Origin of the sequence: Polaromonas sp. LjRoot131 (assembly GCF_964252805.1) — a bacterium.
Taxonomy (GTDB): domain Bacteria; phylum Pseudomonadota; class Gammaproteobacteria; order Burkholderiales; family Burkholderiaceae_C; genus Polaromonas.
Map to the genome: position 1 here is coordinate 849077 of NZ_CAXUPF020000002.1, position 23456 is coordinate 872532.

The window sequence follows — 23456 nt, forward strand, 5'->3', positions numbered from 1 at the left end:
CCGCCCCGCGCGCGCAGCTTCCGCTTGGCCGATTCATTGCATCGCTGGTGCTGACGCCCCTGGCGCTGGGCGTGGCGCAGCTCGCCGGCGCGCAGACGGAGCCGGCCGCGTCGGTCGCGGCCGAGGGGCCGGCGCTGCGCGAGGTGCGCATCAATACCACGGCGGAAAAAGACGTGGGCTTCGCGCCGGCCCAGGCGGAAACCGCCGGCAAGGCGCCCATGCGCCTGCTGGAGACGCCGCAATCCATCAGCGTGGTCACGCGCGAGCAGATGGAATCGCGCCAGTCGGCCACCCTGCAGCAGGCGCTGCAGACCGTGGCTGGCGTGAGCCCCGTCAACTTCGGCCGGCGCGGTTTCGACGACATCAACATCCGGGGCTTTCGCTCCACCGAATCCATCCTGATCGACGGCCTGGTGCAAAGCCCCGGCATGTGGACGCGCCTGGTGCCCTATGGCTACGAGCGCTTCGAGGTGCTCAAGGGCGCATCTTCCATCCTTTACGGCCAGGTCCAGCCCGGCGGCCTGGTCAACGCCGTGAGCAAGCGGCCCAAGCGCGAGGCCATGAGCGAAGTGTCCGTCGAGGCCGGCAGCTTCGGCCTGAAGACGCTGTCCGCCGACCTCAACCGGCCGCTGTCGGAGTCGGGCAAGTCGGCGTTTCGCGTCAATGCCTACACCTCCGACACCGACGACCCGGTCGATTCCGTCTGGCGCAAGGACCAGTGGCTGGCGCCCTCGCTCTCGCTGGACCTGGGCCCGTCCACCGACCTCGTGCTGTTCGCCACCTACAGCCGCTCGCGCTGGATGCGGCTGCAGGGGATTTCACCCTACGGCACCTTGCTGCCCAACCGCAACGGCAAGCTGCCTCTCACGATGTTCGCGGGCGAGCCCTCCTTCGGCTCCTACGACGTGAAGCAGGTCACGCTGGGCTATGCGCTGGAGCACCAGTTCAACCCCAACCTGGTGCTGCGGCAGAACGTGCGTTACGAGGAAGAAACCGGCGAGGGCCGCTTCGTCGCCAACCAGGCGCTGCAGGCCAACCAGCGGCTGCAGAACCGTTCCGCCACGCTGCAAAAACTCAACTACGACATCCTCGCCACGGACACGTCGCTGCTGGCGAAGTTTGAGGCGCTCGGCCTGGCGCACCGGCTGGTGGCGGGGCTGGACGCGCGCAGCGGCACCAGCCGGCAGGCCAGTTTCACCTGCAGCATAGGCGCGCTCGACCTGTTCAATCCGGTCTACGGCGTGCCGGTGACCTGCCCGGCCACCGCCGGCACCAACGCACCGTCCAAACTCTCGGTGGCGGGGCTGTACCTGCAGGACCAGGTGAAGTTCGGCGGCGGCTGGACCGCCTTGCTGGGCCTGCGCCATGAGACCTCGCGCAACGAGATCGACGACCTGGTGCGCGGCACCCGCATCGTGCAGAAGGACAAGGCCACCACCGGCTCGGCCGGCCTGGTCTACGAGTTCACGCCCGGCTGGTCGGCCTACGGCAGTTACAGCGAATCCTTCCTGCCCGTCAGCGGCCAGACCTTCGCCGGCGCGCCTTTCGACCCCGAGACCGGCAAGCAATGGGAGGGCGGCCTGAAGTACGAAAAACCGGGCGGCGGCCTGACCGGCTCCATGGCGCTGTTCGACCTGAAGCGCCGCAACGTCACCACGGCCGACCCGCTGAACACCGGCTTCTCGGTGCAGACCGGCGAGCAGCGTTCGCGCGGCCTGGAGCTGGAGGTCGGCGCCGACGTCGCGGCCGGCGTCAAGCTCACCGCCAGCTACACCTACACGAACGCCAAGGTCACACGCGACAACAACGCGTCCATCGTGGGCAAGCCCGCCATCCTCACGCCGCGCCACGTCGCCGCGTTGTGGGCTACCTGGCGGCTGCCGGAGCTGCAGCGCGTCACCCTGGGCCTGGGCGGGCGCTACGTCAGCGAGCAGGTCGGGGCCCTGCCTTTCACGCTGCCGTCCTACTTCGTGGCCGATGCGTCGCTGACCTACACGGCCGACAACTGGCGCCTGACCGCCGGCGTGAAGAACCTGTTCAACAAGGCCTACTACGACGGCGCGGTCAACGCCAACGTGGTGTCGCCGGCCGCGCCGCGCAACTTCATCGTCAGCGCCACCTACTTCTTCTAAAGCACGCCATGGCCTCGCAGCGCACGCTCAACATGCTCTTCACGGTCCATTCGTGGGCCGGCATCGTCACGGGCCTGCTGATGTTCATCGTCTGTTTTTCCGGGTCGGTGGTGGTGTTCAAGAACGAGATCGACCTGTGGGCCAACCCCAGCCTGGCCGGCCTGCCGCGCGCGGCGGCGCCGGCCTCGCTGGACACCCTGCTGCGCAACGTGCAGGCCGCCTACCCGCAAGCCGTGGTGGAGACCATCGTGCTGCCCGACGCGGTCACGCCCAGCCACTTCGCCTACCTGCGGCAAAAAGGCCATGCCGAGATGCGCACCAAGGTGGCGGTTCGGTCGGACACCGCGGAAGTCGTCGGCCCGGTGGACAGCCAGCTCGGCCAGTTCATCCGCATGCTGCACGTGTTCCTGTTCTTCGGGCCGCGCTGGATCGTCGGCTTCCTGGGTGTGGCCATGCTGGTGCTGATAGGCACCGGCTTTGTCATCCACCGCAAGATACTCGCCGAGCTCTTCACCCAGCGCTGGGGCCGCAGCTTCCGTGTGGTGATGTCGGACCTGCACAAGGCCGCCGGCGTGTGGGGCCTGGCGTTCCACATCGTCATCGCCTTCACCGGCGCCTGGCTCGGGCTGGCGCCGGTGTTCGAGCGCGGCTTCGCTTATGCCGTGCAGGCCCCCGCCGCCGAACCCGGCGCGGCCATGGGCAAGAAGGCGCCCGCGCCGGCCGCGGCCATGCGGCCGCTCGATGAAGCCCGCGCCGCCGCGCTGCAGGCCGTGCCCGGTTTCGAGCCGCGGCAGCTGTCCTTGCGCAACTGGGGCCGCGCCGATGCGCAGGCCGTGTTCACCGGGGGACTCTCCAGCCACCTGGCCAGCACCGCGCGCGTGCAGGTCGAGGGCGCCACGGGGCGGGTGAAGGCCGTGCACGACCCGCGCACCCAGGGCTTCTGGAGCCAGGCCAACGCGCTGATGGAGCCGCTGCACTTCGGCGACTTCGGCGGCCTGGCGCTCAAATGGTTTTATTTCGTGCTGGGCCTGACGCCGGCTTTCCTGTCGCTCTCGGGCACGCTGATCTGGCTGGACAGCCGGCGCCAGCGCACGCACGCCGGATCGCGCGGCGCGGCCGCCGCTGCCTGAGGAGCAAGCACGATGGCCGGAGCGATTCGTGATGCCACGCCAGCCGAGCGTTTTTTCCTCGGCCTGCACGCCAGCGTGCCGGCGGCCCTGCTGGTGATCAGCCTGGTGCAGTTGTTCCCGCCCGCTCAACTGGTGTCCCCGTCGCTCAGGCCCGCGTGGCTGAGCTGGGCCGCGATCGGGCTCTGGGGCGTCCTGTCGCTGTTGCTCGCTTTCATCCACCCGCGTTTGCTGCTGTGGCGGCTGGCCCTGGCGGCCACCGCCGTGATGCTGCTGGCCGCCGCGTGGGCGGGCGCTGCGCTGCACGCGGCCCTGTCGGTTTCCTTCGCGCTGTCGCTGGGGCTGCTGGGCGCGGCCTGCACTGCGCTGGCACCCGCCATCGGCCCGCACCAGGTGCGCCAACACCAGCAGCGCGCCGACCGCCGCGTGCAGACGCCGGCGCTACCCCTGTGGCGGCGCGTGTGGGCGGGCTTGCCCTTCTGGGTGGCCGGCGGCCTGTTCGCCGAAGCATTTCGCCTGGCCCACATCGTGGGCACCGAGCCGCAGCGCGGCTCGGGCATGGTGGGCATGCTGGTTTCTTTTTTCCTGCTGCTGCCGGCGGCCACGCTGGCGCCCTGGATGCGGCGCACGGCGGCCGTGCTCGCCGTCGCCGGCGCGCTGGTGTATGCCTGGCTGGCAAGCCGCTCCGGCTTGCCGCAATGGTGGCTGGCCGCGGGCTTGTCGCTGATGACGGCGTTCCAGCTGCTGCTGCGGCATGCGTCTGAACACCGGCTTGTGGCCCCCGCCGGGGAGGACAGCGCATGAACGAGGCGGCCGCGTTGCTGGCCGCGGGGGCCACCCTGGCCGGGCTGGCTGCCTGGAGCCGGATGGTGGCGACGCGGGCCCTGGGTGAGCCGCAAGCAGGTGCGCGCAAAGCCGGGTGGTGGGTGATCGCCTTGCTGCTGGCGCTGCAACTGGCCTGCGCCATCGCCGCGGCAGGGCCCGCGGGCGGCGCGACGCTGGTGGCCTGCGCCTGGACCTTGCTGGGCTGGCCTTACGGCATGGCCCTGAACGCGTGGCCGGCCCGCACGCTGGTGTGGTCGCAGCGCAGCGGATGGGTCGCGCTGCTCATGGCGTGGCTGGCGGTGGCCCTGTAGGAATCACTCAGCGCGGGCAAGCCTCACCGGCCTGCCGGCAGCTTCGCAATCACCTTGATCTCGAACTGGAAGCCATACAGCCAGGTCACGCCGACGGCGGTCAGCGTGGGGTGGGGTGCCTCGCCCCAGTAGTCCGGCACCACCTTCCAGATGGTCTCGAAGGTCGATTGCGGATCCACCATGAACACGGTGACGTCCACCACGTCGTCGAAGCTGCAGCCCGCCGCCTTCAGCACGGCGTTCAGGTTCTCGAAGGCGAGCCGGACCTGCGCCTCCAGGTCGGGCTCGGGCGAGCCGTCCTCGCGGCTGCCGACCTGGCCCGACACGAACAGGAGGCCATTGGACTTCAGCGCCGGTGAATAGCGGTTGCGTTCATACAGCGCCCGGCGCCCGGGCGGAAACACGACGTCGCGTTGTGCCATCTCCATCTCCTTCATCAAAAAAACAGGCCGGAGCCGGCCTGTGGTGGGTGATGAAGAGACTGTAGGGCGCCGGGCCTTTCGGATAAACAGGCAAGCCTGTCCATCACTGTTCGTGGAATCCAAACAATCGATAGCCGTGAGGCAGAGGCGGTCCGTTTCGATGCAATGCTTCCGCAATCCTGCAAGGGCGTGACCGCCGGATGCGCATGCTCAAGCGCGTGCCTCGCCCAGGCGCGGCTCGGGCTGCGGCAGCCTGGGCGCCTTGTTCAGCAAGCCCAGCACCACCTGCAGCGCCATCGCAAGCGCGCCGACGATGAACACGACGTCGCCGAAGGTGCGCGCCCAGCGCAGGTTCTGCAGCAGGGGCTGCTGCATGAATTCCTCGCTGCGCGCATACCACAGGCCTTCGCTGACGCTGGCGTGGAACTGGATGATCCCGATGGGCAGCAGGCTCGTGAAGATCATCAGCACCAGGCCGGCGTTGAGGCCCCAGAACGCGGTTTTCATCAAGGGCGCGCTGAACCGGTAGTCCGGGCGCAGGTAGCGCAGCACCAGCAGCGTGAAGCCCAGCGCCAGGAATCCGTAGACCCCGAACAGCGCGGCATGCGCGTGCACCGGCGTGGTGTTCAGCCCCTGGATGTAATAAAGCGACATCGGCGGGTTGATCATGAAGCCGAAGACACCGGCGCCCAGCATGTTCCAGAAGGCGACCGCGACGAAGCACATCATCGGCCACTTGAGGTTTTCCATCCAGGCGGCGCGCGCCTTGAGCCGCCAGTTCTCCCAGGCTTCATGGCCCAGCACGATCAGCGGCACCACCTCAAGGGCGCTGAAGCTCGCGCCGACCGCCATCACCGGCGTGGTGGTGCCGGCGAAGTACATGTGGTGGAAGGTTCCGGGAATGCCGCCCAGCATGAACAGCGACGCCGATGCCAGGCTCGCGGCCGTGGCCATGCGCAGCGAGACCAGGCCGAGCGTGGAGAAGATAAAGGCCAGTGCCGTGGTGGCGAAGACCTCGAAGAAGCCTTCCACCCAGAGGTGGACCACCCACCAGCGCCAGTATTCCATCACCGACAGGTGGGTGCGCTCGCCGTAGAAAAGGCCGGCGCCGTAGAACAGGCCGATGGCACCCACCGAAGCGGTGAGCAGCGCGAGCAGGTTCTTGTCGCCGCCCTTTTTCAGAAGCGCCGGGACGACGCCGCGCAGCATCAGCACCAGCCACAGCAAAATGCCGGTGAACTTGCCGATCTGCCACAGGCGCCCCAGGTCCACGTACTCGTAGCCCTGGTGCCCGAGCCAGAAATTCCATTCGGGCGGCATCACCTGCGCGATCGCCAGGTAATTGCCGGTGAAGGAACCCACCACGACGACGACCAGTGCCCAGAACAGCACATCCACACCGGCCTTCTGGAACTTCGGGTCCTTGCCGCCGTTGATCAGCGGCGCGAGGAACAGGCCCGCGGCCAGGAAGCCGGTGGCGATCCAGAACAACGCGGCCTGGATGTGCCAGGTGCGGGTCAGTGAATACGGAAACCAGCGCGAGACGTCGATGCCGTAGAACTGTTGCCCTTCGACGGTGTAGTGCGCGGTGAACCCGCCGACGAACACCTGGAAGATGAACAAGGCCACGACCAGGAACAGGTACTTGCCCAGGCTCCGCTGCGAAGGCGTGAGCGCAAAGGTGGTCAGGGGATCCCGCGCGGCGGGTGCCGGCAGCGGCTCGTCATGGTTGCGCAGGAAGGCCCAGGCCCACACCAAAAACCCCACGCCGGCCAGCAGCACCACGATGCTGGCGATCGACCAGACAATGTTCTCGCTGCTCGGCCGGTTGCCGATCAGCGGCTCGTGAGGCCAGTTGTTGGTGTAGGTGACTTTCTGGCCGGGACGCTCGGTGGCGGCGGCCCAGGCGGTCCAGAAGAAAAATTGCGTCATCTGCCGGCGCCGCTCGGCGCTTGGCAAGGTGTTCTCTTTCATCGCGAAGTGCTCGCGGCTTTTCTGAAGCGAGGGCGCGTCGGAGAACAGCTTGTCGTAATACCCGGCGGTCTGCGCGATGGCCTGGACGCGGCGTTCCGACAGCTTCAGAACCTCCGCCTGGTCGACACGGTTACCGCGGTACTCGGCCTTGAGCTGCTCGCGCAGTGCGGCTTGTGCCGGTCCGTCGAGCGCGGCATAGGCCTTGCCGTGCAGCTGCTGTGCAGCCAGCTCCAGCCAGGCGGTCAGTTCGCGATGCAGCCAGTCGGCGGTCCAGTCCGGTGCCTGGTAGGCGCCGTGGCCCCAGATGGAGCCCAGCTGCATGCCGCCCACCGACTGCCAGGCCGTCTGGCCGTCGAGGATGCCCTCGCGGTCGAACAGGACCTTGCCGTCCGGCGCCGTCACCTGCGCGGGGATGGGCGGCGCCTGGCGGTAGACCTCGGTGCCGTAGTAGCCCAGCAGCGAAAAGGTCACGATCAGCACGCCGATCAGCGTGAACCAGAGTTTTTTGTATGAGCCCATGGGGTTCTCCTAGGTCAAAGATGAGGTGACGCGCTTACAGCACGCCGGCCTTGTAGACGCCGGGAACCGCTTCGCCGGTGACTTCGAGCACACCCACCGCGCCCTTGCCGGCGCGCGACAGGGCGTGGTCTACCAGCAGGTAGCTTCCAGGCTGCTGGACCTTGATCTCGACGATGGTCGCGCCGCCGGGCGCCACCAGCGTGGTCTGCACGTCGTGCTTGATACCCGTGAAGGAACCTTCGCTGTACACGGTGTCGAAGATCTCGCCGATGACGTGGAAAGACGAGATCTTGTTGGGGCCGCCGACGCCGAAGTAGATGCGCACGGTTTCGCCCACTTTGGCCTGCAGCTTGTGGGTCTTGTTCAGCGCGCCGACTTCGCCGTTGAAGACGTAGTAGTCGGGCAGCTCATTGGCCATCTTCTCGAGGTCGGCCTCCTGGTGCCCCTTGGCCCCGTGCGGGCGGCCCGTGTACATCTCGCCCTGCATCACGTAGTACTCGCGGTCCACTTTGGGCAAGCCGTCCACCGGCTCGACCAGGATCATGCCGTACATGCCGGCCGCGATGTGCTGCGGCACCAAAGGCGTGGCGCAGTGGTACACGTACAGGCCCGGGTTGAGCGCCTTGAAGGTGATGGCCTTCTCCTGGCCCGGAGCGACCTGCGTGTCTGCGCCGCCGCCGTGGCCGCCCGTCACCGCGTGCAGGTCGATCGAATGGATCATCTTGCTGTCCCGGGCGTTGGCCAGCGTCAGCTCGATGGTGTCGCCTACCCGGGCGCGCAGCATCGGGCCGGGCACCTGGCGGTTGAAAGTCCAGTAGGTAAAGCTGGTGCCGTCGTCGAGCTTGCCGGGCAACTCGACCGTTTCCATGCGGTACTTCAGGGTCTTGGGCGCCCGCGCCCCCACGGCGGCAGGCACCGCGGCCGGGTTGGCGGCCACGCTGACCGCGGACGGGTCGGCCGCGCGCTGCGGCACGGGGGCCGGGGTGTAGAGCGCAAGCGCGGCGTGGCTGGAGCCGCTGCCGGCCGGCGCGGCGCCCTGGGCGACGGCGGGGCCGCTGACCTGCAGCCGGCCTTCCATGCCGATCTGCCGGTGGCCGGGGATGGAGCAGTAATAGGTGAACGTGCCGGAGCGCGGGACCTTGAAGCGCAGCGTGGTCTTGCCGGTACTGCCGCTGAACTTCGCCGAGGCGACGTTCAGTTCGGGGATCACCAGGTCGTGCTCCGCGCCTTCCCCGCTTTCCAGCACGATCTCGATCGTGTCGTCCGCGTTGGCCGTGAGGGTCGGGTTCACCTGTCCCTTGTCATCGACGAACACCATTTTTCCGTCGACGATGTTGGTGTGCAGTTCGTAGCGCCTGGTCGCGGCGGGTGTCGCTGCGCTTGAAGCGGCACCGGATGCGGCAGCGGCATGTGCCGGGTGCGCGGCGGGCTGCGCCTGCACGGACAAAGCCGCGGCGAGGAGACAGGTGGCGGCGGCGATGGCGCCGAGGGGGAGGGTCCGTTTCATGTGGCTTGTCCTTGGTCTTTTGTGCCGGTTCGGCAGTTCCGACTGTGGGGGCGGTGAGCCACAGGAGCTTGTCCTGGATCAACACCTTGCCAAATAGAGGGGCCTTGCGATTTGAATAGGCGCCGATCGAAGAGACTGCAGGGCGCCGGGTCTTTCGGATCAACAGGCAAGCCTGTCCATCACTGTTCGTAGAATCCAGGCAATCGATCACTATGGGATAAAGATGGACCGTTTCGATGCCATGCAGGCCTTCGCCCGCGTCGTGGAAGCGGGCAGCTTCACCAAGGCCGCCGAAACACTCCATATGAGCAAGACCAGCGTGACGCAGCTGGTGCAGCAGCTGGAGGCGCGGCTGCGCGTGAGGCTGCTCAACCGCACCACACGCCAGGTCAAGGTCACGGCCGACGGCGCGGCCTACTACGAGCGTGTGCTGCGCGTGCTGGCCGACGTGGACGATGCCGAGACCAGCCTGTCCGGCGCGTCGGCCTTGCCGCGCGGCCGGCTGCGGGTCGACGTGCCCAGCCCCCTGGCCCGCATGATCCTGGTGCCGGCCCTACCGGCCTTCCACGCGCGCTACCCCGAGATCCAGCTCGACATGGGCGTCAGCGACCGCATGGTGGACGTGATCGGCGACAACGTCGACTGCGTGGTGCGCGGCGGCGAGCTGACAGACCCCTCGCTGGCGGCCCGCAAAGTGGGCGACCTGCAACTCGGGGTGTATGCCGCACCGGACTACCTGGCGCGCGCCGGCACGCCCGCGCACCCGCAGGAGCTCGAAGACACGCATCACCGCATCGTCGGCTTCCTGTGGGCGCGCACCGGCAAGGCCTTTCCCTATGCCATGCACAAGGGCGGCGAGAGCCTCAAGGTGCAGGGCCGCCACCTGTTCGCCTTCGACGACGGCAATGCCTACCTCGCGGCCGGCCTGGCGGGCCTGGGCGTGCTGTGGCTGCCGGACTATATGGCCAGGGAGCATGTGCTTCGCGGCGAGCTGCGGCCCTTGTTCGGGGACTGGCATCTGGATCCCATGCCGCTGTACGTGGCCTTCCCGCCGAACCGCCACGTCAGCGCCAAGCTGCGGGTGTTCATCGAGTGGGTGGCGGAGCTGATGGCGCAGCATGCGCCCGTCACCGGTCCGCATGCCGGCAAAACACCGGCACCCCGTTAATTCAATTCATTCAAGGAGCTTTCGATGGACATTCTTCGCCAAGCCCTGCTGCATATTCGCGCGGGGCGCTGGAACGAGGCGCACACTCTCGTGCAAAGTGATGAATCGCAGCGGGCCGCCTGGCTGCACGGCATCCTGCACATTCAGGAGGGCGACCTGGGGAACGCCGAATACTGGTACGGCCAGGCGAAGCGGGATTTCAGCGGCCGAGGGACGCTTGAGGAAGAACTGGAACGTTTTGAGGCCGAGCTTCCCTGAGCGCCGCGTCAACAGCTGCGGCGCGTGTCAGCGGCGAACCAGCAGGTTCTTCATCTCCCACTGCGCGCCCGCCTCCAGTTCCCGCAGGTAGCGGATCTCGCCGCCGCACTGCACGGCCACCGGCACGCCGCCTTCAAAGAGCAGGCGGTTGCCGGGCAGGCGTGGCACCTTGTCGCCCGGCGTCAGGATGCCGGCCAGGTTCAAGGGGTCGACGGCCGAGATGGCGACCCGCTCGCTGCCCGGCTCCTTCGCCATCCTGCGCAGGGCCGTGGCGGCTTCCGGCAGCGCGAACTGCTCGCCCGAAAAGCCGCTGACAAAACGGCCGCCGCGCACTTCGCCGCGCGCCTCAAGCCGGCGCAGCACGTAAAACAGCTCGCGCCACGGCGGCAGCCCGTCCTCGCGCTCCAGCAGCTTGCGAAACACCACGCCGTAGCGGCGCAGCAGCACACGCGCGATGTGCTCCACATGCGGTTCGGCCAGCGCGCCCGGCGCGGGTTCCACCGGCCGGGGCCGTCGCGTCAGCGACCAGCGGCCCGCATCCTCCATCGGGTCCAGCGCGCCGGGCCTGCGCCGCAGCTTGTTGCGTTTGTCTTCCGGCATCACCAGCGCGCGCAGCCCGGCGAATGAATCGGACGTGGCCAGACCGTGCGCGACCAGCTCGGCCAGCGCCTGTTCGGCCTGCGTGCCCAGCAGCCGCGCGTCATGCCGCAGGTCCGCAAAAAAGCTGGCCCCGTGCGAACGCAGCGAATCCAACACCTGGCGTGCCGCGCTGGACAGCACCGGCTCATCCGCCGCCGTGCCATCGGCCGCCGCCGCGCCTGCCGCCTGCTGCCAGTGGGGCAGGGCGTCGCGCTCGCACAGCAGCACCGGCGTGCCGCGCACAGGCCCTGTCTTGCGGCCCGCCGCATCGCCGGCATCCACCGGTCGCCACCAGGCCACGCGGCCCACGGCGCAGAGTTTGTCGAGCATGGAAGGCAGGTAATGGCTGACGCGCGCCGCCAGCAGTTCTTCTTCCCAGGCCGCGGCCGGCGCCGCATAACCTTCCAGCTGGCGCAGCACTTCGGCCAACCCACCTTCACCTTCGCGGCGCTCGTCGCCCTCATCAGTATCCAGCTGGTGCCAGCGGAACAGGAAACGCATGAACTGCGCCGGCGGCACCGGCTGGAACTCGGCGCGCAGCTTCTCGCGTGTGCCGCGGTGTATGCGCGCCAGCAGGCGCCGGTCGCACCACTCCTGCGCGCCGGCGGCGGTGAAGGCGCCGCGCATCACCGCGCCTTCGGCTTCTAGCTGCAGCAAGGCCGGCAGCACGGCGTCCGCGTTCATCTCCAGCGGCGCGCCCAGTGCCTGCGCCGTCACGGGGCCCAGCAGGTCCAGCCGCCCGCGCAGGATCTCGCGCAGCGCCGCATCGGCTTCGGGCCGCGCGCTGGAGGTTGCTGTGATGGCCGGGGACAGCGCCGCATCGGGGAAGACAGCGCGGAACTCATGCAGGCGCTCCGCCGCGACGTAGATCTCTGCGCCCGCCGGCAGGCTCAGCCGGCCGATGCGGCCTTGTTGGGAGAGCGCCGCGATGTACTCAGGGAAAGGAGCCTCGTCGGCGGTGAGAAAGCCGTGCACCACCAGCGCGTCGTGCAGCTCGTCGGCGCTGCGGATGTCGGGCCTGGCGTCCTCACAGACCTGCGCGATCACCTGCGGGTCGAGCTTGCCCATGTCCTCGGCCGTCTGCGGGTCCATCAGCGGCCGGGTGCTGACCGCCTTGGTGCGCCGCTCCTCGGCCGCGCCGCCGTCCAGGAAGGCATAGGGCCGGGCGTTCAGGATGGCGTGCGCCAGCGGGGAGGGCGTGGCCAGGTCACGCGTGCTGATGCGCACCTCGCCGGCCTCGATGCCGGCCAGCAGCCGCACAAAGCCGTCGGCGTCCATGGTCTCGTTCAGGCAGTCGTGCAGCGTCTGCGCCACCAGCGGGTGCTCGGGAATCTCGCGTTCACCCACCAGGTTCTCGGCGCAGGCGAGCTGGTCCGGGAACACCACCGTCAGCAGGTCTTCCGCATCGGAGCGCTGGAACTGCGGCGGCACCTTGCGGCCGCCGTTCATGCGGCGCACCGCGAGCGAGGCGGTGGCGTTCCAGCGCCAGCGCGTGCCGAACATGGGCGCGTCCAGCAGCGCCTGCACCAGCACCTCGCGCGCGCTGGCCGTCTTCAGGTAGTGCCGCAACTCTTCCAGCGCGAAGCTGTGCGTGGGCCCCAGCGACAGCACGATGCTGTCCTCCAGCGCGCTGGCCTGCAGCTCGAAGTTGAACTTGCGGCACATGCGCTTGCGCAGCGCCAGGCCCCAGGCCTTGTTGATGCGCGAGCCGTAGGGCGAATGGATCACCAGGTGGGTGTCGCCCACCTCGTCGAAGAAACGCTCGAACACGATGTGGCGCCGGCTGGGCAGCACGCCGAGCGCGGCCTTGGAGGCCGCCAGGTAGAGCGTGAGCTGCTGCGCCGCCGCGGCGGGCAGCCGCAGGTCCTCGCGCAGCCAGCGCTCGCAGGCCTGCACGCCGTCGTCGAGCAGGGTGTCGGCGGTCTCGCAGACGCGCGACACCGCCTCGCTGAGTTCGTCGGTGCGGCCCAGGCTTTCGCCAAGCCAGAAAGGCATGGACGGCGGCTGGCCCCGGGCGTCTTCCACCATCACCTTGCCGGTCTCCACCTTGGCGATGCGGTAGGACGCGTTGCCGAGCTGGAAGATGTCGCCCGGCAGGCTCTCGAAAGCGAAGTCCTCGTTGAGCGTGCCCACGCGGTGCCCGTCGGGCAGCAGCACCACCTCGTAGTCGAACTGGTCCGGGATCACGCCCGCATTGGTGACGGCGGCCATGCGCGCACCGCGGCGCGCGCGCAGCATGCGGTTGACGGCGTCATAGTGCAGGTAGGCGCCGCGCCGGCCCCGGCGCGTGCTGTAGCCGTCGGCCAGCATCTGCACCACCTGCTCGAACTCATGCAGCGTGAGTTCGCGGTAGGGCTGCGCGCGCCGCAGGCAGTCGTAAAGCGCGTCCAGCGGCCATTCGCGGCAGGCGGTCTCGGCAATGATGTGCTGCGCCAGCGCGTCCAGCGGTTTGGCCGGCACGCGGATGCGGTCCAGCTCGCCGCGGTCCACCGCGGCCAGCAGGGCGGTGCATTCCAGCAGGTCGTCCAGCGCCAGCGGAAACAGCCGCCCCTTGGGGATCGCGCCTATGGCGTGCCCGGCGCGGCCGACGCGCTGCAGCAGGGCATTGATCGCGCGCGGCGAGCCGATCTGGCACACCAGGTCGATGTCGCCGATGTCGATGCCCAGCTCCAGCGAGCTGGTGGCCACCAGCGCCTTGAGTTCGCCCTGCTTGAGCCGCTGCTCGGCGTTCAGGCGGTGCTCGCGCGCCAGGCTGCCGTGGTGGGCGGTGACGTGCTCCTCGCCGAGCCGCTCGGCCAGGTGGCGCGCCACGCGTTCCGCGATGCGGCGCTGGTTGACGAAGATCAGCGTCGTGCGGTGCTGGGCCACCAATTCGGTGAGCCGGTCGTAGAGCTCGTCCCAGACTTCGGTGGCCATCACCGAAGTCAGCGGCGAGCGCGGCATCTCGATCGCCAGGTCGCGCTCGCGCACATGGCCGGCGTCGATGATTGCCACATCTTCACCACGCTGGCCGATGAGGAAACGCGCCATCTCGTCCAGTGGTTTTACGGTGGCCGACAGGCCTATGCGCACCGGGGGTTTTTCGCACAGCGCCTCCAGCCGTTCCAGCGAGAGCATCAGGTGCGAGCCGCGCTTGACGCCGGCCACCGCATGCAGCTCGTCGACGATCACGCTTTTCACCGACTTCAGCATCGCGCGGCCCGAGTCCGAGCTCAGCAGGATGTACAGCGACTCCGGTGTGGTCACCAGGATGTGCGGCGGCGCGCGGCGCATGCGCTCGCGCTCGGCTGGCGGCGTGTCGCCCGTGCGCACCGCCGCGCGTATGCCGGGGTCGGGCAGGCCCATCGCGGCCAGCCCGGCCTGGATGCCGGCCAGGGGCTCTTCCAGGTTCTTGCGGATGTCGTTGGAGAGCGCCTTCAGCGGCGATACATAAAGGACGTGCACCTCGTCGGAAAGCCCTTTGTCCAGGCCCTCGCGCACCAGCTCGTCAATCGCCGACAGAAAGGCCGCCAGCGTCTTGCCCGAGCCCGTGGGCGCGGCGATCAGCGCATGGCGGCGCTGCGAGGTCACGGCCCATGCCTGGGCCTGGACCTCGGTGGCGCAGCCGAACCGGCCTTCTAGCCAGGCGGAAACGGCCGGGTGGAACGGAAGCTGGGACACCCCTGCATTTTCGGGGTTTTCGGCCCGGCGCAGGGCCGGGTTGGGGATAGCCCCGCGATGGAAGAGGGCTACGTTGCGCGGCCCCTGGCAGGGGCCGCGCCTTTCTCATGCAGGCTGGAGCGGCGCGAAAAATCGCAGCTTGCGATGGCCAGCTGGACAACCCTGTCCATCGCGGGGCTGAAGTTGTCGCTGTGGTAGACCGCGCTGTACACCATGGGCGGCGGCATGGGGTCGCTGCGCACGATGCGCAGCAGGCCCTTGTCGATGTCCGGCTGCATATACTCCAGCGCCATCTGGCTGATGCCGAAGCCGCTGATGGTGAGTTCCCTGAGCACGGTGGTGCTGTTGGTGGCGAAGACCTTGTTGAACTTGAAGCCGTGCTGCGCCAGCCAGGCCTCGTAAAACTTGTTCTTCGCCGCGCCGGTTGACTGCTCCAGCACCGGGTAGCGCGCGAACTCCTCGGGCTTGAGCGCGCGTTTGGGCATCTTCAGGCTGGGGCTGGCCATCCAGAGGTCCTCGACCTGCGCCACCTTGACCGTGGTGAACTGCTTGCCCCAGTAGACGCCGGGCATGATGGCCAAGTCTATCTTGTGCGATTCCAGGCTCTGGAACAGGTGCAGGCCCGCGTCCACGACGGGCTCCAGCATGAGCTTGGGGTGGAGCTCCTGCAAACGTTTGATGAAACCCGTGAGCCAGGTCAGCGCGATCAGCTCGGTCACGCCGATGCGGAAGGTGCCTTCCAGGGTCTGGTCGACGCTGACCTCGGTTTCTATGCGCAGCCTGAGCCTGAGCGTCTGCTCGGCCAGCGGCATCAGGCGCCGCCCCACCGGGGTCAGTTCCAGCCCTTTGGACTTGCGGTGCAGCACCGGCGCGCCCAGCACGTCCTCAAGTTCCGCCAGGCGTTTGGAGATCGCCGACTGCGTGGTGTGAAGCTTCACGGCCGCGGCGCTGAAGCTCTGCAGCTTCGCGCTGAAGAGAAAGGCTTCCAGCTGTTTGAAGGTGAGGTTCATTCCCCGCCACTGTAGCGCAGCGCCGGCCGCCAGGAAAAAAAGGAATAGCTGTCCGCGCCGAATACTCGTTTGGCAATTTGCCGGCCGTGCCGGAAACTTGGCCGCATCGCAACAGGCATCAATTTCTTTCCCCATGATCCAACTCGCCAGCCGACTGAACCGCATCAAACCCTCGCCCAGTTCCATGGCCGGCCAGCGCGCCCGGGAGCTGCGCGCGCAGGGGCGCGACATCGTCGGCCTGACGGCGGGCGAGCCGGACTTTGAAACGCCGGAGCACATCAAGGAAGCGGCGACCCGCGCCATGGCCGCCGGCAAGACGCGCTACACCGACGTCGGCGGCACGCCCGAACTCAGGGAGGCCGTGTCGCAAAAGCTCAAGGCCGAAAACGGCCTGGACTACGGCGTGAACGAGATCATTGTCGGCACCGGCGCCAAGCAGGTGATCTTCAACGCGCTGATGTGCACGCTGGAGGCCGGCGACGAGGTGATCGTGCCCGCGCCCTACTGGGTGTCCTATCCCGACATCGCGCTGCTGGCCGACGGCGTGCCGGTGTTTGTGGACTGCCCCGAAGCCAAGGGCTTCAAGCTTCAGCCCGAAGACCTGGAGCGCGCCATCACGGCCAGGACGCGCTGGCTGGTCCTCAACTCGCCCAACAACCCCAGCGGCGCCACCTACACGCGGGATGAACTTGTGGCGCTCGCGCAGGTGCTGAAGCGCCATCCCCATGTCTGGGTCATGACCGACGACATCTACGAACACCTGATTTACGACGGCCGCGCGTTCGCCACCATCGCCCAGGCCGCGCCCGAGCTCAAAGACCGTACCCTGACCATCAACGGCGTCTCCAAGGCCTATGCGATGACGGGCTGGCGCATCGGCTACGGCGCAGGGCCGGCCGCGCTGGTCAAGGCCATGGTCAAACTGCAGTCGCAGAGCACCTCGGGCGCGAGTTCCATAGGCCAGGCCGCGGCCGTGGCCGCGCTGGCGGGCCCGCAGGATTTCATCGCCGTGAACCGGGGCGTGTTCCAGCAGCGCCGCGACACCGTCGTGTCGGCGTTGAACAAAATCGACGGCATACGCTGCCATGCACCCGAAGGCGCTTTTTATGTGTTTGCCTCCTGCGAGGCGCTGTTCGGCCTGCGCACGCCGGGCGGTGCGCGCATCGCGACCAGCGACGACTGGATCATGCATCTGCTCGATGCGCAAAACCTGGCGGCGCTGCAGGGCAGCGCCTACGGTGTGCCCACGCATTTCCGGCTGTCCTTTGCCGCCAGCACTGAACAGCTGCTCGAAGGCTGCCGCCGTATCGCGCAGGCCCGTGAGCAACTGAGCCGCTGAGCTGCCCTCCCATTTCTTTCGCCACTTCCCTGACTGGACGTTTTATGAAGCTGAAAACACTCCTGAACCTGATGCCGCTGCTCGCTGCCATCACCTCGCTGTCCACCGGCGCCCTGGCCTCGGACGCTTTCCCGAGCAAGCCGGTCCGCATCCTGGTCGGCTTTTCGCCGGGCGGCTCCAACGACATCGTGGCCCGGCTGATCGCGCCCAAGCTGTCGGAAGGTTTGGGCCAGCAGGTGGTCATCGACAACAAGCCCGGCGCGGGCGGCAATATCGCGGCCTCCGCGATGCTCAGCGCCCCGGCGGATGGCCACACGCTGATGATGTGCACCACCGGCACGCTGTCCATCCAGCCGCACCTGATCAAGGCGCCCTTCAACCCCGAGACCGACCTGCTTCCGGTCACCCAGATCGCCAACGCGCCCTACCTGCTGCTGGTGAACGCCGCCTTGCCGGTCAAGGACGTGAAGGAACTGGTCGCTTACGCCAAGGCCAAGCCGGGCATCATCAATTTTGCGTCTTCGGGCAACGGCACGGGCGGCCACCTGGCCGGCGAGATGCTCAAAGCGCGCGCCGGCATCGACATCGTCCACGTCCCCTACAAAGGCACGGGCCAGGCCATGACCGACCTGCTGGCCGGCCAGGTGTCCATGATCTTCGACCAGCCCGTGAGCTCCATGTCGTACGCGCAGTCCGGCAAGCTGCGCATCCTGGCCGTGGCCAGCCCGCGCCGGCTGCCGGCGCTGCCCGACGTGCCTACTGTGGCCGAGTCGGGAATCCCCGCTTTCGACCCCGTCACCTGGACCGGGCTGTGCGCCGCCAAGGGCACGCCCGCCGCCGCGATCGAGCGCATGCAGCGCGAGGTTGCCAAGGTGCTGGCCATGCCCGAAATTTCGAAACGCCTGGTCCAGGACGGCCTGGAGCCTGTCGGCAGCACGCCGCAGAAGTTCCGCGAATTCCTGGCCGCCGACAAACGCAAATGGGGCGGCGTCATCAAAGAATCCAACATCAAGGCGGAATGAGCATGAGCACCACCCCTGTGCCCGACATCGTCCGCGACTTCGAGCGCCTCCCCGCTGATGTGATCACCAGCGCCGCGCGTTTCCAGCCCGCCATCCTGGCCGACGTGGCCGGCCGGCGCGGCGCCCTGCACGGCCGCATCACCGCCCTGGATCCGTCCATGAAGTGCGCCGGCACGGCCGTCACCGTCGAGGTGCGGCCCGGCGACAACCTGATGATCCACGCCGCGATGGCGCTGGCCAAACCCGGCGACGTGCTGGTGGTGGACGCCAAGGCCGACCAGACCAGCGCCCTGATGGGCGAGATCATGATCAGCGCCTGCCGCAAGCTGGGGCTGGCCGGTGTGGTCATCGACGGCGCGGTGCGCGACAGCCTGGAGCTGCGCGATATCGGTTTTCCGGTGTTCTCGGTGGGCACCAACCCGAACGGGCCGACCAAGAACATCGCGGGGCGCATCAACCATCCCGTGAGCGCCGGCGGCGTGACGGTGCGGCCCGGTGACTTCGTGACGGCCGACGCCGACGGCGTGGTGGTCGTGGAGCGCGAACGCATCGCGGCGCTGCTGCCGCTGGCCGAGAAAAAAGTCGCCGACGAAGCCAGGCGCATCGCCGGCATCGCCCAGGGCCAGACCCGCGCGCCCTGGCTGGACGCGGCGCTGCGCAGCGCCGGTGTGCTGCGCGAAGGCGAGACGCTGTAAGGCGCCTTCGCCGGGTTACTGCTTCTGCCGGTAGACGTACCAGGCCGCGAAGCCGGTGAAGATGCCGATGATCGCGACGATCACCATGAAGCCGTGCGGCGAGTCGGCCAGCGGCACGCCGCCGACGTTCATGCCCAGCAGGCCCGCCACGATGTTGATCGGCAGGGCCAGCACCGTCACCATGGTCAGGACGAAGACGCTGCGGTTGGTTTCCTCGCTGACCTGCGCGGCGATCTCTTCCTGCAGCAGCTTGATGCGTTCCTTGAGCTCCGACATGTCGCGTATGGTCAGCGAAAACTCCTCGGTGGCCTGGCGAAGCTCCTCGAGGTCGCGCTCGCTGACCCAGGGCGGCGGCAGGCGCAGCAGGCGGAAGAGGGCGCCGGGCTCGGGCGCCAGCAGCCGCTGCAGCCGCACCAGCACACGACGCAGCTTGCCCAGGTCGGCGCGGCGGTTGTGCAGCCGGCCCACCAGGAATTTGTCTTCCACCACGTCCACCTGCACCGTCGCGTCGCGCACGATGCGCACCAGCACGTCGCCCTGCTCGCGCAGCAGGTGGTTCAGGAATGACACCGAGGATTCCAGCGGCTTCTTGCCGTTCTTCACCGAGTCGCGCAGCCGGTCTATGGAACGCAACGGATGCGAGCGCGCGCTCAGCGCCATGTGCGGCCCCACGTTAAGCCACAGGCTGGCCATCTCGGCCGGGTCGAAGGCGAACTCGTAGGCCACGTCGTTGACCACCGCGATCAGCGTGTCGTGCGCGTCCTCGATGCGCGTGGAGCGCGAGCCTTCGTGTAGCGCCTCGAAAAACTCCGGCACCGCGTTGAGGTGCTTGCGTATGCTGGCCTCCGCCGCCGCATCGCTGAGGTTGAAGTGCAGCCAGACGAAGTCGGACTTTCCCTTGGGCGCCTCACTCCTGAGCCAGGCCGCCGCCTCCATCAGGTCCACCGGCACGCCGGGAGCGCCGTCTTCAAAGCGGTAGCCGCAGAGCAGGCCGGTCTTGTCGGCACCGTAGGTGATGTCCATTCAGGGATGTGCGTGAAGTGAGCGGTGGAACAAAGTGGGTGGCAACGCGGCACCACAATGCCGGTATTCCGCTTGCCGTCTCATGCGAGGCGGCCGTCCAGTGTGTTACATGCGCGTGACGGTTCAGTGACAGAACGGGTCGAGCAGGGGTCTGAGTTCGATGCCGGGTCTTGCGCCGGCTTGCGCGCCTGTGCCCTTTGCTAAGGCTTGCTGGCCGGGGGTTGCCCGGCGGCAAGTAACTTTCTTTTGCTTCGCCAAAAGAAAGTCACCAAAGAAAAGGCGACCCGCAGTCTGGGTCCCTACGCTTCGCTCCGGGCAACCTGCGGTGCTCGAGCCAAGCGGGGTCTGGCTAAACTCGCCTTCGGCTCAAACAACGCCAGCCCTGATCCGCTTGTCTCTGCGCTCCTCGGCCCAGCCAGGACGGGGCAATCGGGAACGGGGACAAAAGACAAAGAACAAACCAAGACAAACAAGGACTCGCCTTGGCGAGTCCTTGTGGTTTTCGGTATTGGTATTTTGGTTCCCACCCCTTGTGGATGCGCCGAGGAGCGGAGGTTCAGGCGGATCAGGGATCGCGTTGTTTGAGCCGAAGGCGAGTTTAGCGAGACCCCGCCTGAACCGAGCACCGCAGGTTGCCCGCAGCGAAGCGGAGGGACGCAGCAACCAGGGTCGCCTTTTCTTTTGCTTACTTTTCTTTTGGCGAAGCAAAAGAAAAGTGAGTAGCTGCCGGGCTACCCCCGGCCAGCAAAACTCAGCAGAGGGCGCGCCGCCGGAGCAAGACCAGGCTTCAATAAACCCCCACCCGAACGCCGCTTTTTTTAACCCCGACCGCGTACCCATGTCATAAGGCGGTCATGTTTGGCGGCTCCAATGTAAACGATTACATCAGGAGCACGAGTGAGCATTCAGGCAGTGGCAGACCAGGCAGGCGTGTCCGTGGCAACAGTGTCGCGGGTCTTCAATTCGCCCGGCAAAGTCAGCCCCGAAACGCGCCGGCTGGTGGAGGACGCGGCGCGTGAACGCGGCTACCTGCCCAATGCCAGCGCGCGCTCGCTGCGAACCCAGCGCAGCCGCGTGCTCGGTGTCGTACTGCCCACCTTGCTGAACCCGGTGTTTGCCGAATGCCTTGAAGGCATCGCGCGCTCGGCCACCCGCGCCGGCTATGCCATCCTGCCGCTGACCACCAACTACCGGCTCGAAGAGGAAGAGCAGGCCGTCAACCTGCTGCTGGCCGGCAGCGTCGACGCCATGATCCTGGTGGTGTCCAGCCCGGAGACCTCCATCGCCCTGCAGCGGCTTGGCGCCGCGCGCCTTCCTTATGTGCTGGCCTACAACCGCCACGCCGCCCATCCCTGCGTCTCGGTGGACAGCGAACAGGCGGTCGCGGCGCTGGTGGCGCGGCTCGCGGCCCTGGGCCACAGCCGCATCGCCATGGTCAGCGGCCAGCTCAGCGCATCTGACCGCGCCCAGCAACGGCGCCGCGGATTTCTGCAGGGCATGGAGGCTGCCGGCCTGACGCTGCAGCAGGAAGAGCAGGTGCTCGAAGTGCCGTTTGTGGAAACCGCCGTCAGCGAAATCACCGAATTGCTGCACCGCCGGCCGCGCCCCACCGCCTTGGTCTGCTCCAACGACCTGCTGGCCATCCGCAGCCTGCGCGCGGCGCACCTGGCTGGGCTTGTGGTGCCTCGCGAGCTCACCGTGGTGGGTTTTGACGGCATCGCACTCGGCGAAGACCTCACGCCCATGCTGAGCACCATCACCCAGCCCAACGCCGACATAGGCCGCTGCAGCGTCGAGCTGCTGGTGCAGGCGCTGGCCGCCGGCGCCACGCTGGGCGCGGGCAGCAGCCTCTTGCTGGCCCACGGTTTCCGCGAAGGCGAATCCTGCGCCGCGCCTTCAGCTTCCCTCATCTCGTAGTCCCGTCCCTCACGTTTTATTTCATCCACCACGGAGCTCCCATGAAAACATCCCTGCAACGACTCGCCCAGGCCGCCCTGCTGGCACTCGGCCTGGCCGCCGGCGCCAACGCCCTGGCCCAGACCGCCATCTGCTACAACTGCCCGCCCGAATGGGCCGACTGGGGTACGCAGCTCAAGGCCATCAAGGCCAAGACCGGTGTCACCGTGCCGCCCGACAACAAGAACTCCGGCCAGTCGCTGGCGCAGATGACGGCCGAGAAGGCCAACCCGGTGGCCGACGTGACCTACCTGGGCGTCACCTTCGCCATCCAGGCGCAGAAAGACGCCTTGGTCGGAACGTACAAGCCCGCCGCCTGGAGCGAAATTCCCGACGGCCTCAAGGACCCGCAAGGCCATTGGTTCACCATCCACTCGGGCACCCTGGGCTTTATGGTCAACGTCGATGCGCTCAAGGGCAAGCCGGTGCCGCGCTCCTGGGCCGACCTGCTCAAGCCCGAGTACAAGGGATTGATCGGCTACCTGGATCCGGCATCGGCCTTTGTCGGTTATGTGGGCGCGGTCGCCGTCAACCAGGCGCGCGGCGGCACGCTGGACAACTTCACGCCCGGCATCGACTACTTCAAGGCGCTGCAGAAGAACGAACCCATCGTGCCCAAGCAGACTTCGTATGCGCGCATGCTGTCCGGTGAAATCGCCATCCTGCTCGATTACGACTTCAACGCCTACCGCGCCAAGTACAAAGACAAGGCCAACGTCGAGTTCGTGATCCCCGCCGAAGGCACCATCGTCGTCCCTTATGTGATGAGCCTGGTGGCCAAGGCGCCCAACGCCGACAACGGCAAGAAGGTGCTGGACTTCGTGCTGTCCGACGAAGGCCAGGCCATCTGGGCCAATGCCTACCTGCGCCCGGTGCGCGCCAGCGCGATCTCCAAAGAAGCCCAGTCGCGTTTCCTGCCGGCCAGCGAATACGCCCGCGCCAAAAGCGTGGACTACGCCCGCATGGCCGCCGTGCAAAAGGGTTTTTCCGACCGCTACCTGAAAGAAGCGCAGTAAGCCTGACAGGGTCCAGCGCCACACCATGAGTTCGCCCACCTTCGCGCCTTCGCGCCGCCTCCTGCTCGCCTGCGCGGCGCCGGCGGTGGCTTTCTTCGCCGCCTTCTGGTTGTTGCCGGCGGTGCAGCTGCTGGCCTTGCCGGGCAAGCTGGGGTGGTCCACCTACTTTGTGGTGCTGACGAACACCCGCTACCTGCAAAGCCTGCTGCAGACCCTGGGCCTGTCGCTCGCGGTGACGGCGGCCACGCTGGTGCTGGGCGCCCTGGTCGGGATCACGCTGGCACGGTTGCGTTTCGTGGGCCGCAAGCTGCTGCTCTCGCTGCTGGCCTTGCCGCTGTCTTTCCCGGGTGTGATCATCGGCTTCTTCATCATCCTGCTGGGCGGACGCCAGGGCCTGGTGGCCGACCTCGGCGACCTGCTGGGCCTGGGGCGCATCACCTTTGCCTACGGCCTGGCCGGCTTGTTCCTCGGCTACCTGTATTTTTCGCTGCCGCGCGCCATCGTGAGCTACAACGCCGCGGCCGCCGCCATGGACCTTCCGCTGGAGGAAGCCGCGCGCTCGCTGGGCGCCTCGCGCTGGCGCGTCGTGCGCGACGTCTGGCTGCCTGAACTCGCGCCCACCACTTTGGCTTGCGGCGCAATTGTGTTCGCCACCGCCATGGGCGCTTTCGGCACAGCCTTCACGCTGGCCAGCAAGTTTGAAGTGCTGCCCATCACCCTCTACAACGAGTTCACCAACTACGCCAACTTCGCGCTGGCCGCCAGCCTGTCCATCACGCTGGGCCTGATCACCTGGCTGGTGCTCTTCATTTCGCGGCGCGCCGGCGGCCCTGCCGCGGCGGGGGGCTGAAAC

18 protein-coding genes are annotated in these 23456 nt (G+C 67.7%); 12 read left to right on the forward strand and 6 right to left on the reverse strand.

What is annotated here, in order from left to right; all coding sequences use genetic code 11:
- Positions 1 to 47: 47 nt before the first annotated feature.
- From ACSQ27_RS14575 to ACSQ27_RS14590, 4 genes are read left to right on the forward strand one after another with little or no spacing between them, the layout of a single operon-like run.
- Entirely contained in the window at positions 48 to 2132 is a 2085-nt protein-coding gene (locus ACSQ27_RS14575) for a TonB-dependent siderophore receptor (protein WP_436156196.1), read from the forward strand.
- An 8-nt stretch (positions 2133 to 2140) separates the two neighbouring features.
- Complete coding sequence (locus ACSQ27_RS14580) at positions 2141 to 3262, forward strand: PepSY-associated TM helix domain-containing protein (RefSeq protein WP_436156197.1); 1122 nt, start codon at positions 2141 to 2143, stop codon at positions 3260 to 3262.
- A 12-nt stretch (positions 3263 to 3274) separates the two neighbouring features.
- Positions 3275 to 4063, forward strand: coding sequence for a hypothetical protein (locus ACSQ27_RS14585; RefSeq protein WP_436156198.1), 789 nt, complete (start codon positions 3275 to 3277; stop codon positions 4061 to 4063).
- Positions 4060 to 4395 carry a hypothetical protein gene (locus tag ACSQ27_RS14590; RefSeq protein WP_436156199.1) on the forward strand — a complete coding sequence of 112 codons (336 nt, stop codon included), beginning with the start codon at positions 4060 to 4062 and terminating at the stop codon, positions 4393 to 4395. Before ACSQ27_RS14585 ends, ACSQ27_RS14590 begins: the two co-directional genes overlap by 4 nt.
- Before the next feature lie 23 nt (positions 4396 to 4418).
- On the opposite strand, the gene ACSQ27_RS14595 is transcribed toward ACSQ27_RS14590, so the two are convergent.
- The 3 genes from ACSQ27_RS14595 to nirK all read right to left on the reverse strand — a co-directional run bounded on the left by ACSQ27_RS14595 (position 4419) and on the right by nirK (position 8817).
- Positions 4419 to 4817 carry a RidA family protein gene (locus ACSQ27_RS14595; protein ID WP_436156200.1) on the reverse strand — a complete coding sequence of 133 codons (399 nt, stop codon included), beginning with the start codon at positions 4815 to 4817 and terminating at the stop codon, positions 4419 to 4421.
- Between the two features lie 210 nt (positions 4818 to 5027).
- On the reverse strand, positions 5028 to 7310 hold the full coding sequence (locus tag ACSQ27_RS14600) for a nitric-oxide reductase large subunit (protein ID WP_436156201.1): 2283 nt from the start codon (positions 7308 to 7310) through the stop codon (positions 5028 to 5030).
- A gap of 34 nt (positions 7311 to 7344) precedes the next feature.
- Positions 7345 to 8817, reverse strand: a complete 1473-nt coding sequence (nirK, locus tag ACSQ27_RS14605; RefSeq protein WP_436156202.1) for a copper-containing nitrite reductase — start codon at positions 8815 to 8817, stop codon at positions 7345 to 7347.
- 223 nt (positions 8818 to 9040) lie between these two features.
- Here nirK and ACSQ27_RS14610 point away from each other — a divergent pair, with 223 nt between their 5' ends.
- Positions 9041 to 9985, forward strand: coding sequence for a LysR substrate-binding domain-containing protein (locus ACSQ27_RS14610; protein ID WP_436156203.1), 945 nt, complete (start codon positions 9041 to 9043; stop codon positions 9983 to 9985).
- 24 nt (positions 9986 to 10009) lie between these two features.
- Positions 10010 to 10243, forward strand: coding sequence for a hypothetical protein (locus tag ACSQ27_RS14615; protein ID WP_436156204.1), 234 nt, complete (start codon positions 10010 to 10012; stop codon positions 10241 to 10243).
- Positions 10244 to 10270: 27 nt separating this feature from the next.
- Here ACSQ27_RS14615 and ACSQ27_RS14620 read toward each other — a convergent pair whose 3' ends face one another.
- Positions 10271 to 14542 carry a DEAD/DEAH box helicase gene (locus ACSQ27_RS14620; RefSeq protein WP_436156205.1) on the reverse strand — a complete coding sequence of 1424 codons (4272 nt, stop codon included), beginning with the start codon at positions 14540 to 14542 and terminating at the stop codon, positions 10271 to 10273.
- A 68-nt stretch (positions 14543 to 14610) separates the two neighbouring features.
- A complete protein-coding gene (locus ACSQ27_RS14625; RefSeq protein ID WP_436156206.1) occupies positions 14611 to 15552 on the reverse strand; it encodes a LysR family transcriptional regulator in 942 nt (313 codons plus the stop codon).
- 133 nt (positions 15553 to 15685) lie between these two features.
- Between ACSQ27_RS14625 and ACSQ27_RS14630 the strand changes: the two genes are divergently transcribed.
- Genes ACSQ27_RS14630 through ACSQ27_RS14640 form a run of 3 tightly spaced genes read left to right on the forward strand, consistent with a single transcriptional unit; the run spans position 15686 to position 18608 of the window.
- Positions 15686 to 16891, forward strand: coding sequence for a pyridoxal phosphate-dependent aminotransferase (locus ACSQ27_RS14630; RefSeq protein ID WP_436156207.1), 1206 nt, complete (start codon positions 15686 to 15688; stop codon positions 16889 to 16891).
- A 44-nt stretch (positions 16892 to 16935) separates the two neighbouring features.
- Positions 16936 to 17913, forward strand: coding sequence for a Bug family tripartite tricarboxylate transporter substrate binding protein (locus ACSQ27_RS14635; RefSeq protein WP_436156208.1), 978 nt, complete (start codon positions 16936 to 16938; stop codon positions 17911 to 17913).
- 2 nt (positions 17914 to 17915) lie between these two features.
- A complete protein-coding gene (locus ACSQ27_RS14640) occupies positions 17916 to 18608 on the forward strand; it encodes an RraA family protein (protein WP_436156209.1) in 693 nt (230 codons plus the stop codon).
- A 15-nt stretch (positions 18609 to 18623) separates the two neighbouring features.
- Here the strand turns inward: ACSQ27_RS14640 and ACSQ27_RS14645 are convergent, their stop codons facing one another.
- Entirely contained in the window at positions 18624 to 19631 is a 1008-nt protein-coding gene (locus ACSQ27_RS14645; RefSeq protein WP_436156210.1) for a transporter, read from the reverse strand.
- A gap of 897 nt (positions 19632 to 20528) precedes the next feature.
- On the opposite strand from ACSQ27_RS14645, the gene ACSQ27_RS14650 reads away from it, so the two are divergent.
- The 3 genes from ACSQ27_RS14650 to ACSQ27_RS14660 are packed head-to-tail and all read left to right on the forward strand — an operon-like array spanning position 20529 to position 23453.
- Complete coding sequence (locus ACSQ27_RS14650) at positions 20529 to 21548, forward strand: LacI family DNA-binding transcriptional regulator (RefSeq protein WP_436156211.1); 1020 nt, start codon at positions 20529 to 20531, stop codon at positions 21546 to 21548.
- A gap of 41 nt (positions 21549 to 21589) precedes the next feature.
- Positions 21590 to 22603 carry an ABC transporter substrate-binding protein gene (locus ACSQ27_RS14655; RefSeq protein WP_436156212.1) on the forward strand — a complete coding sequence of 338 codons (1014 nt, stop codon included), beginning with the start codon at positions 21590 to 21592 and terminating at the stop codon, positions 22601 to 22603.
- Positions 22604 to 22628: 25 nt separating this feature from the next.
- On the forward strand, positions 22629 to 23453 hold the full coding sequence (locus ACSQ27_RS14660) for an ABC transporter permease (protein WP_436156213.1): 825 nt from the start codon (positions 22629 to 22631) through the stop codon (positions 23451 to 23453).
- The last annotated feature ends 3 nt before the right edge of the window (positions 23454 to 23456 follow it).

Bases quoted from the DNA above. Each gene is read 5' to 3' on its own strand.
- ACSQ27_RS14625 (WP_436156206.1), bottom strand. From the start codon at position 15,552: ATGAACCTCACCTTCAAACAGCTGGAAGCCTTTCTCTTCAGCGCGAAG.
- ACSQ27_RS14630 (WP_436156207.1), top strand. From the start codon at position 15,686: ATGATCCAACTCGCCAGCCGACTGAACCGCATCAAACCCTCGCCCAGT.
- ACSQ27_RS14595 (WP_436156200.1), bottom strand. From the start codon at position 4,817: ATGGCACAACGCGACGTCGTGTTTCCGCCCGGGCGCCGGGCGCTGTAT.
- ACSQ27_RS14590 (WP_436156199.1), top strand. From the start codon at position 4,060: ATGAACGAGGCGGCCGCGTTGCTGGCCGCGGGGGCCACCCTGGCCGGG.
- ACSQ27_RS14655 (WP_436156212.1), top strand. From the start codon at position 21,590: ATGAAAACATCCCTGCAACGACTCGCCCAGGCCGCCCTGCTGGCACTC.
- ACSQ27_RS14640 (WP_436156209.1), top strand. From the start codon at position 17,916: ATGAGCACCACCCCTGTGCCCGACATCGTCCGCGACTTCGAGCGCCTC.
- nirK (WP_436156202.1), bottom strand. From the start codon at position 8,817: ATGAAACGGACCCTCCCCCTCGGCGCCATCGCCGCCGCCACCTGTCTC.
- ACSQ27_RS14585 (WP_436156198.1), top strand. From the start codon at position 3,275: ATGGCCGGAGCGATTCGTGATGCCACGCCAGCCGAGCGTTTTTTCCTC.
- ACSQ27_RS14645 (WP_436156210.1), bottom strand. From the start codon at position 19,631: ATGGACATCACCTACGGTGCCGACAAGACCGGCCTGCTCTGCGGCTAC.
- ACSQ27_RS14615 (WP_436156204.1), top strand. From the start codon at position 10,010: ATGGACATTCTTCGCCAAGCCCTGCTGCATATTCGCGCGGGGCGCTGG.
- ACSQ27_RS14600 (WP_436156201.1), bottom strand. From the start codon at position 7,310: ATGGGCTCATACAAAAAACTCTGGTTCACGCTGATCGGCGTGCTGATC.
- ACSQ27_RS14610 (WP_436156203.1), top strand. From the start codon at position 9,041: ATGGACCGTTTCGATGCCATGCAGGCCTTCGCCCGCGTCGTGGAAGCG.
- ACSQ27_RS14635 (WP_436156208.1), top strand. From the start codon at position 16,936: ATGAAGCTGAAAACACTCCTGAACCTGATGCCGCTGCTCGCTGCCATC.
- ACSQ27_RS14580 (WP_436156197.1), top strand. From the start codon at position 2,141: ATGGCCTCGCAGCGCACGCTCAACATGCTCTTCACGGTCCATTCGTGG.
- ACSQ27_RS14660 (WP_436156213.1), top strand. From the start codon at position 22,629: ATGAGTTCGCCCACCTTCGCGCCTTCGCGCCGCCTCCTGCTCGCCTGC.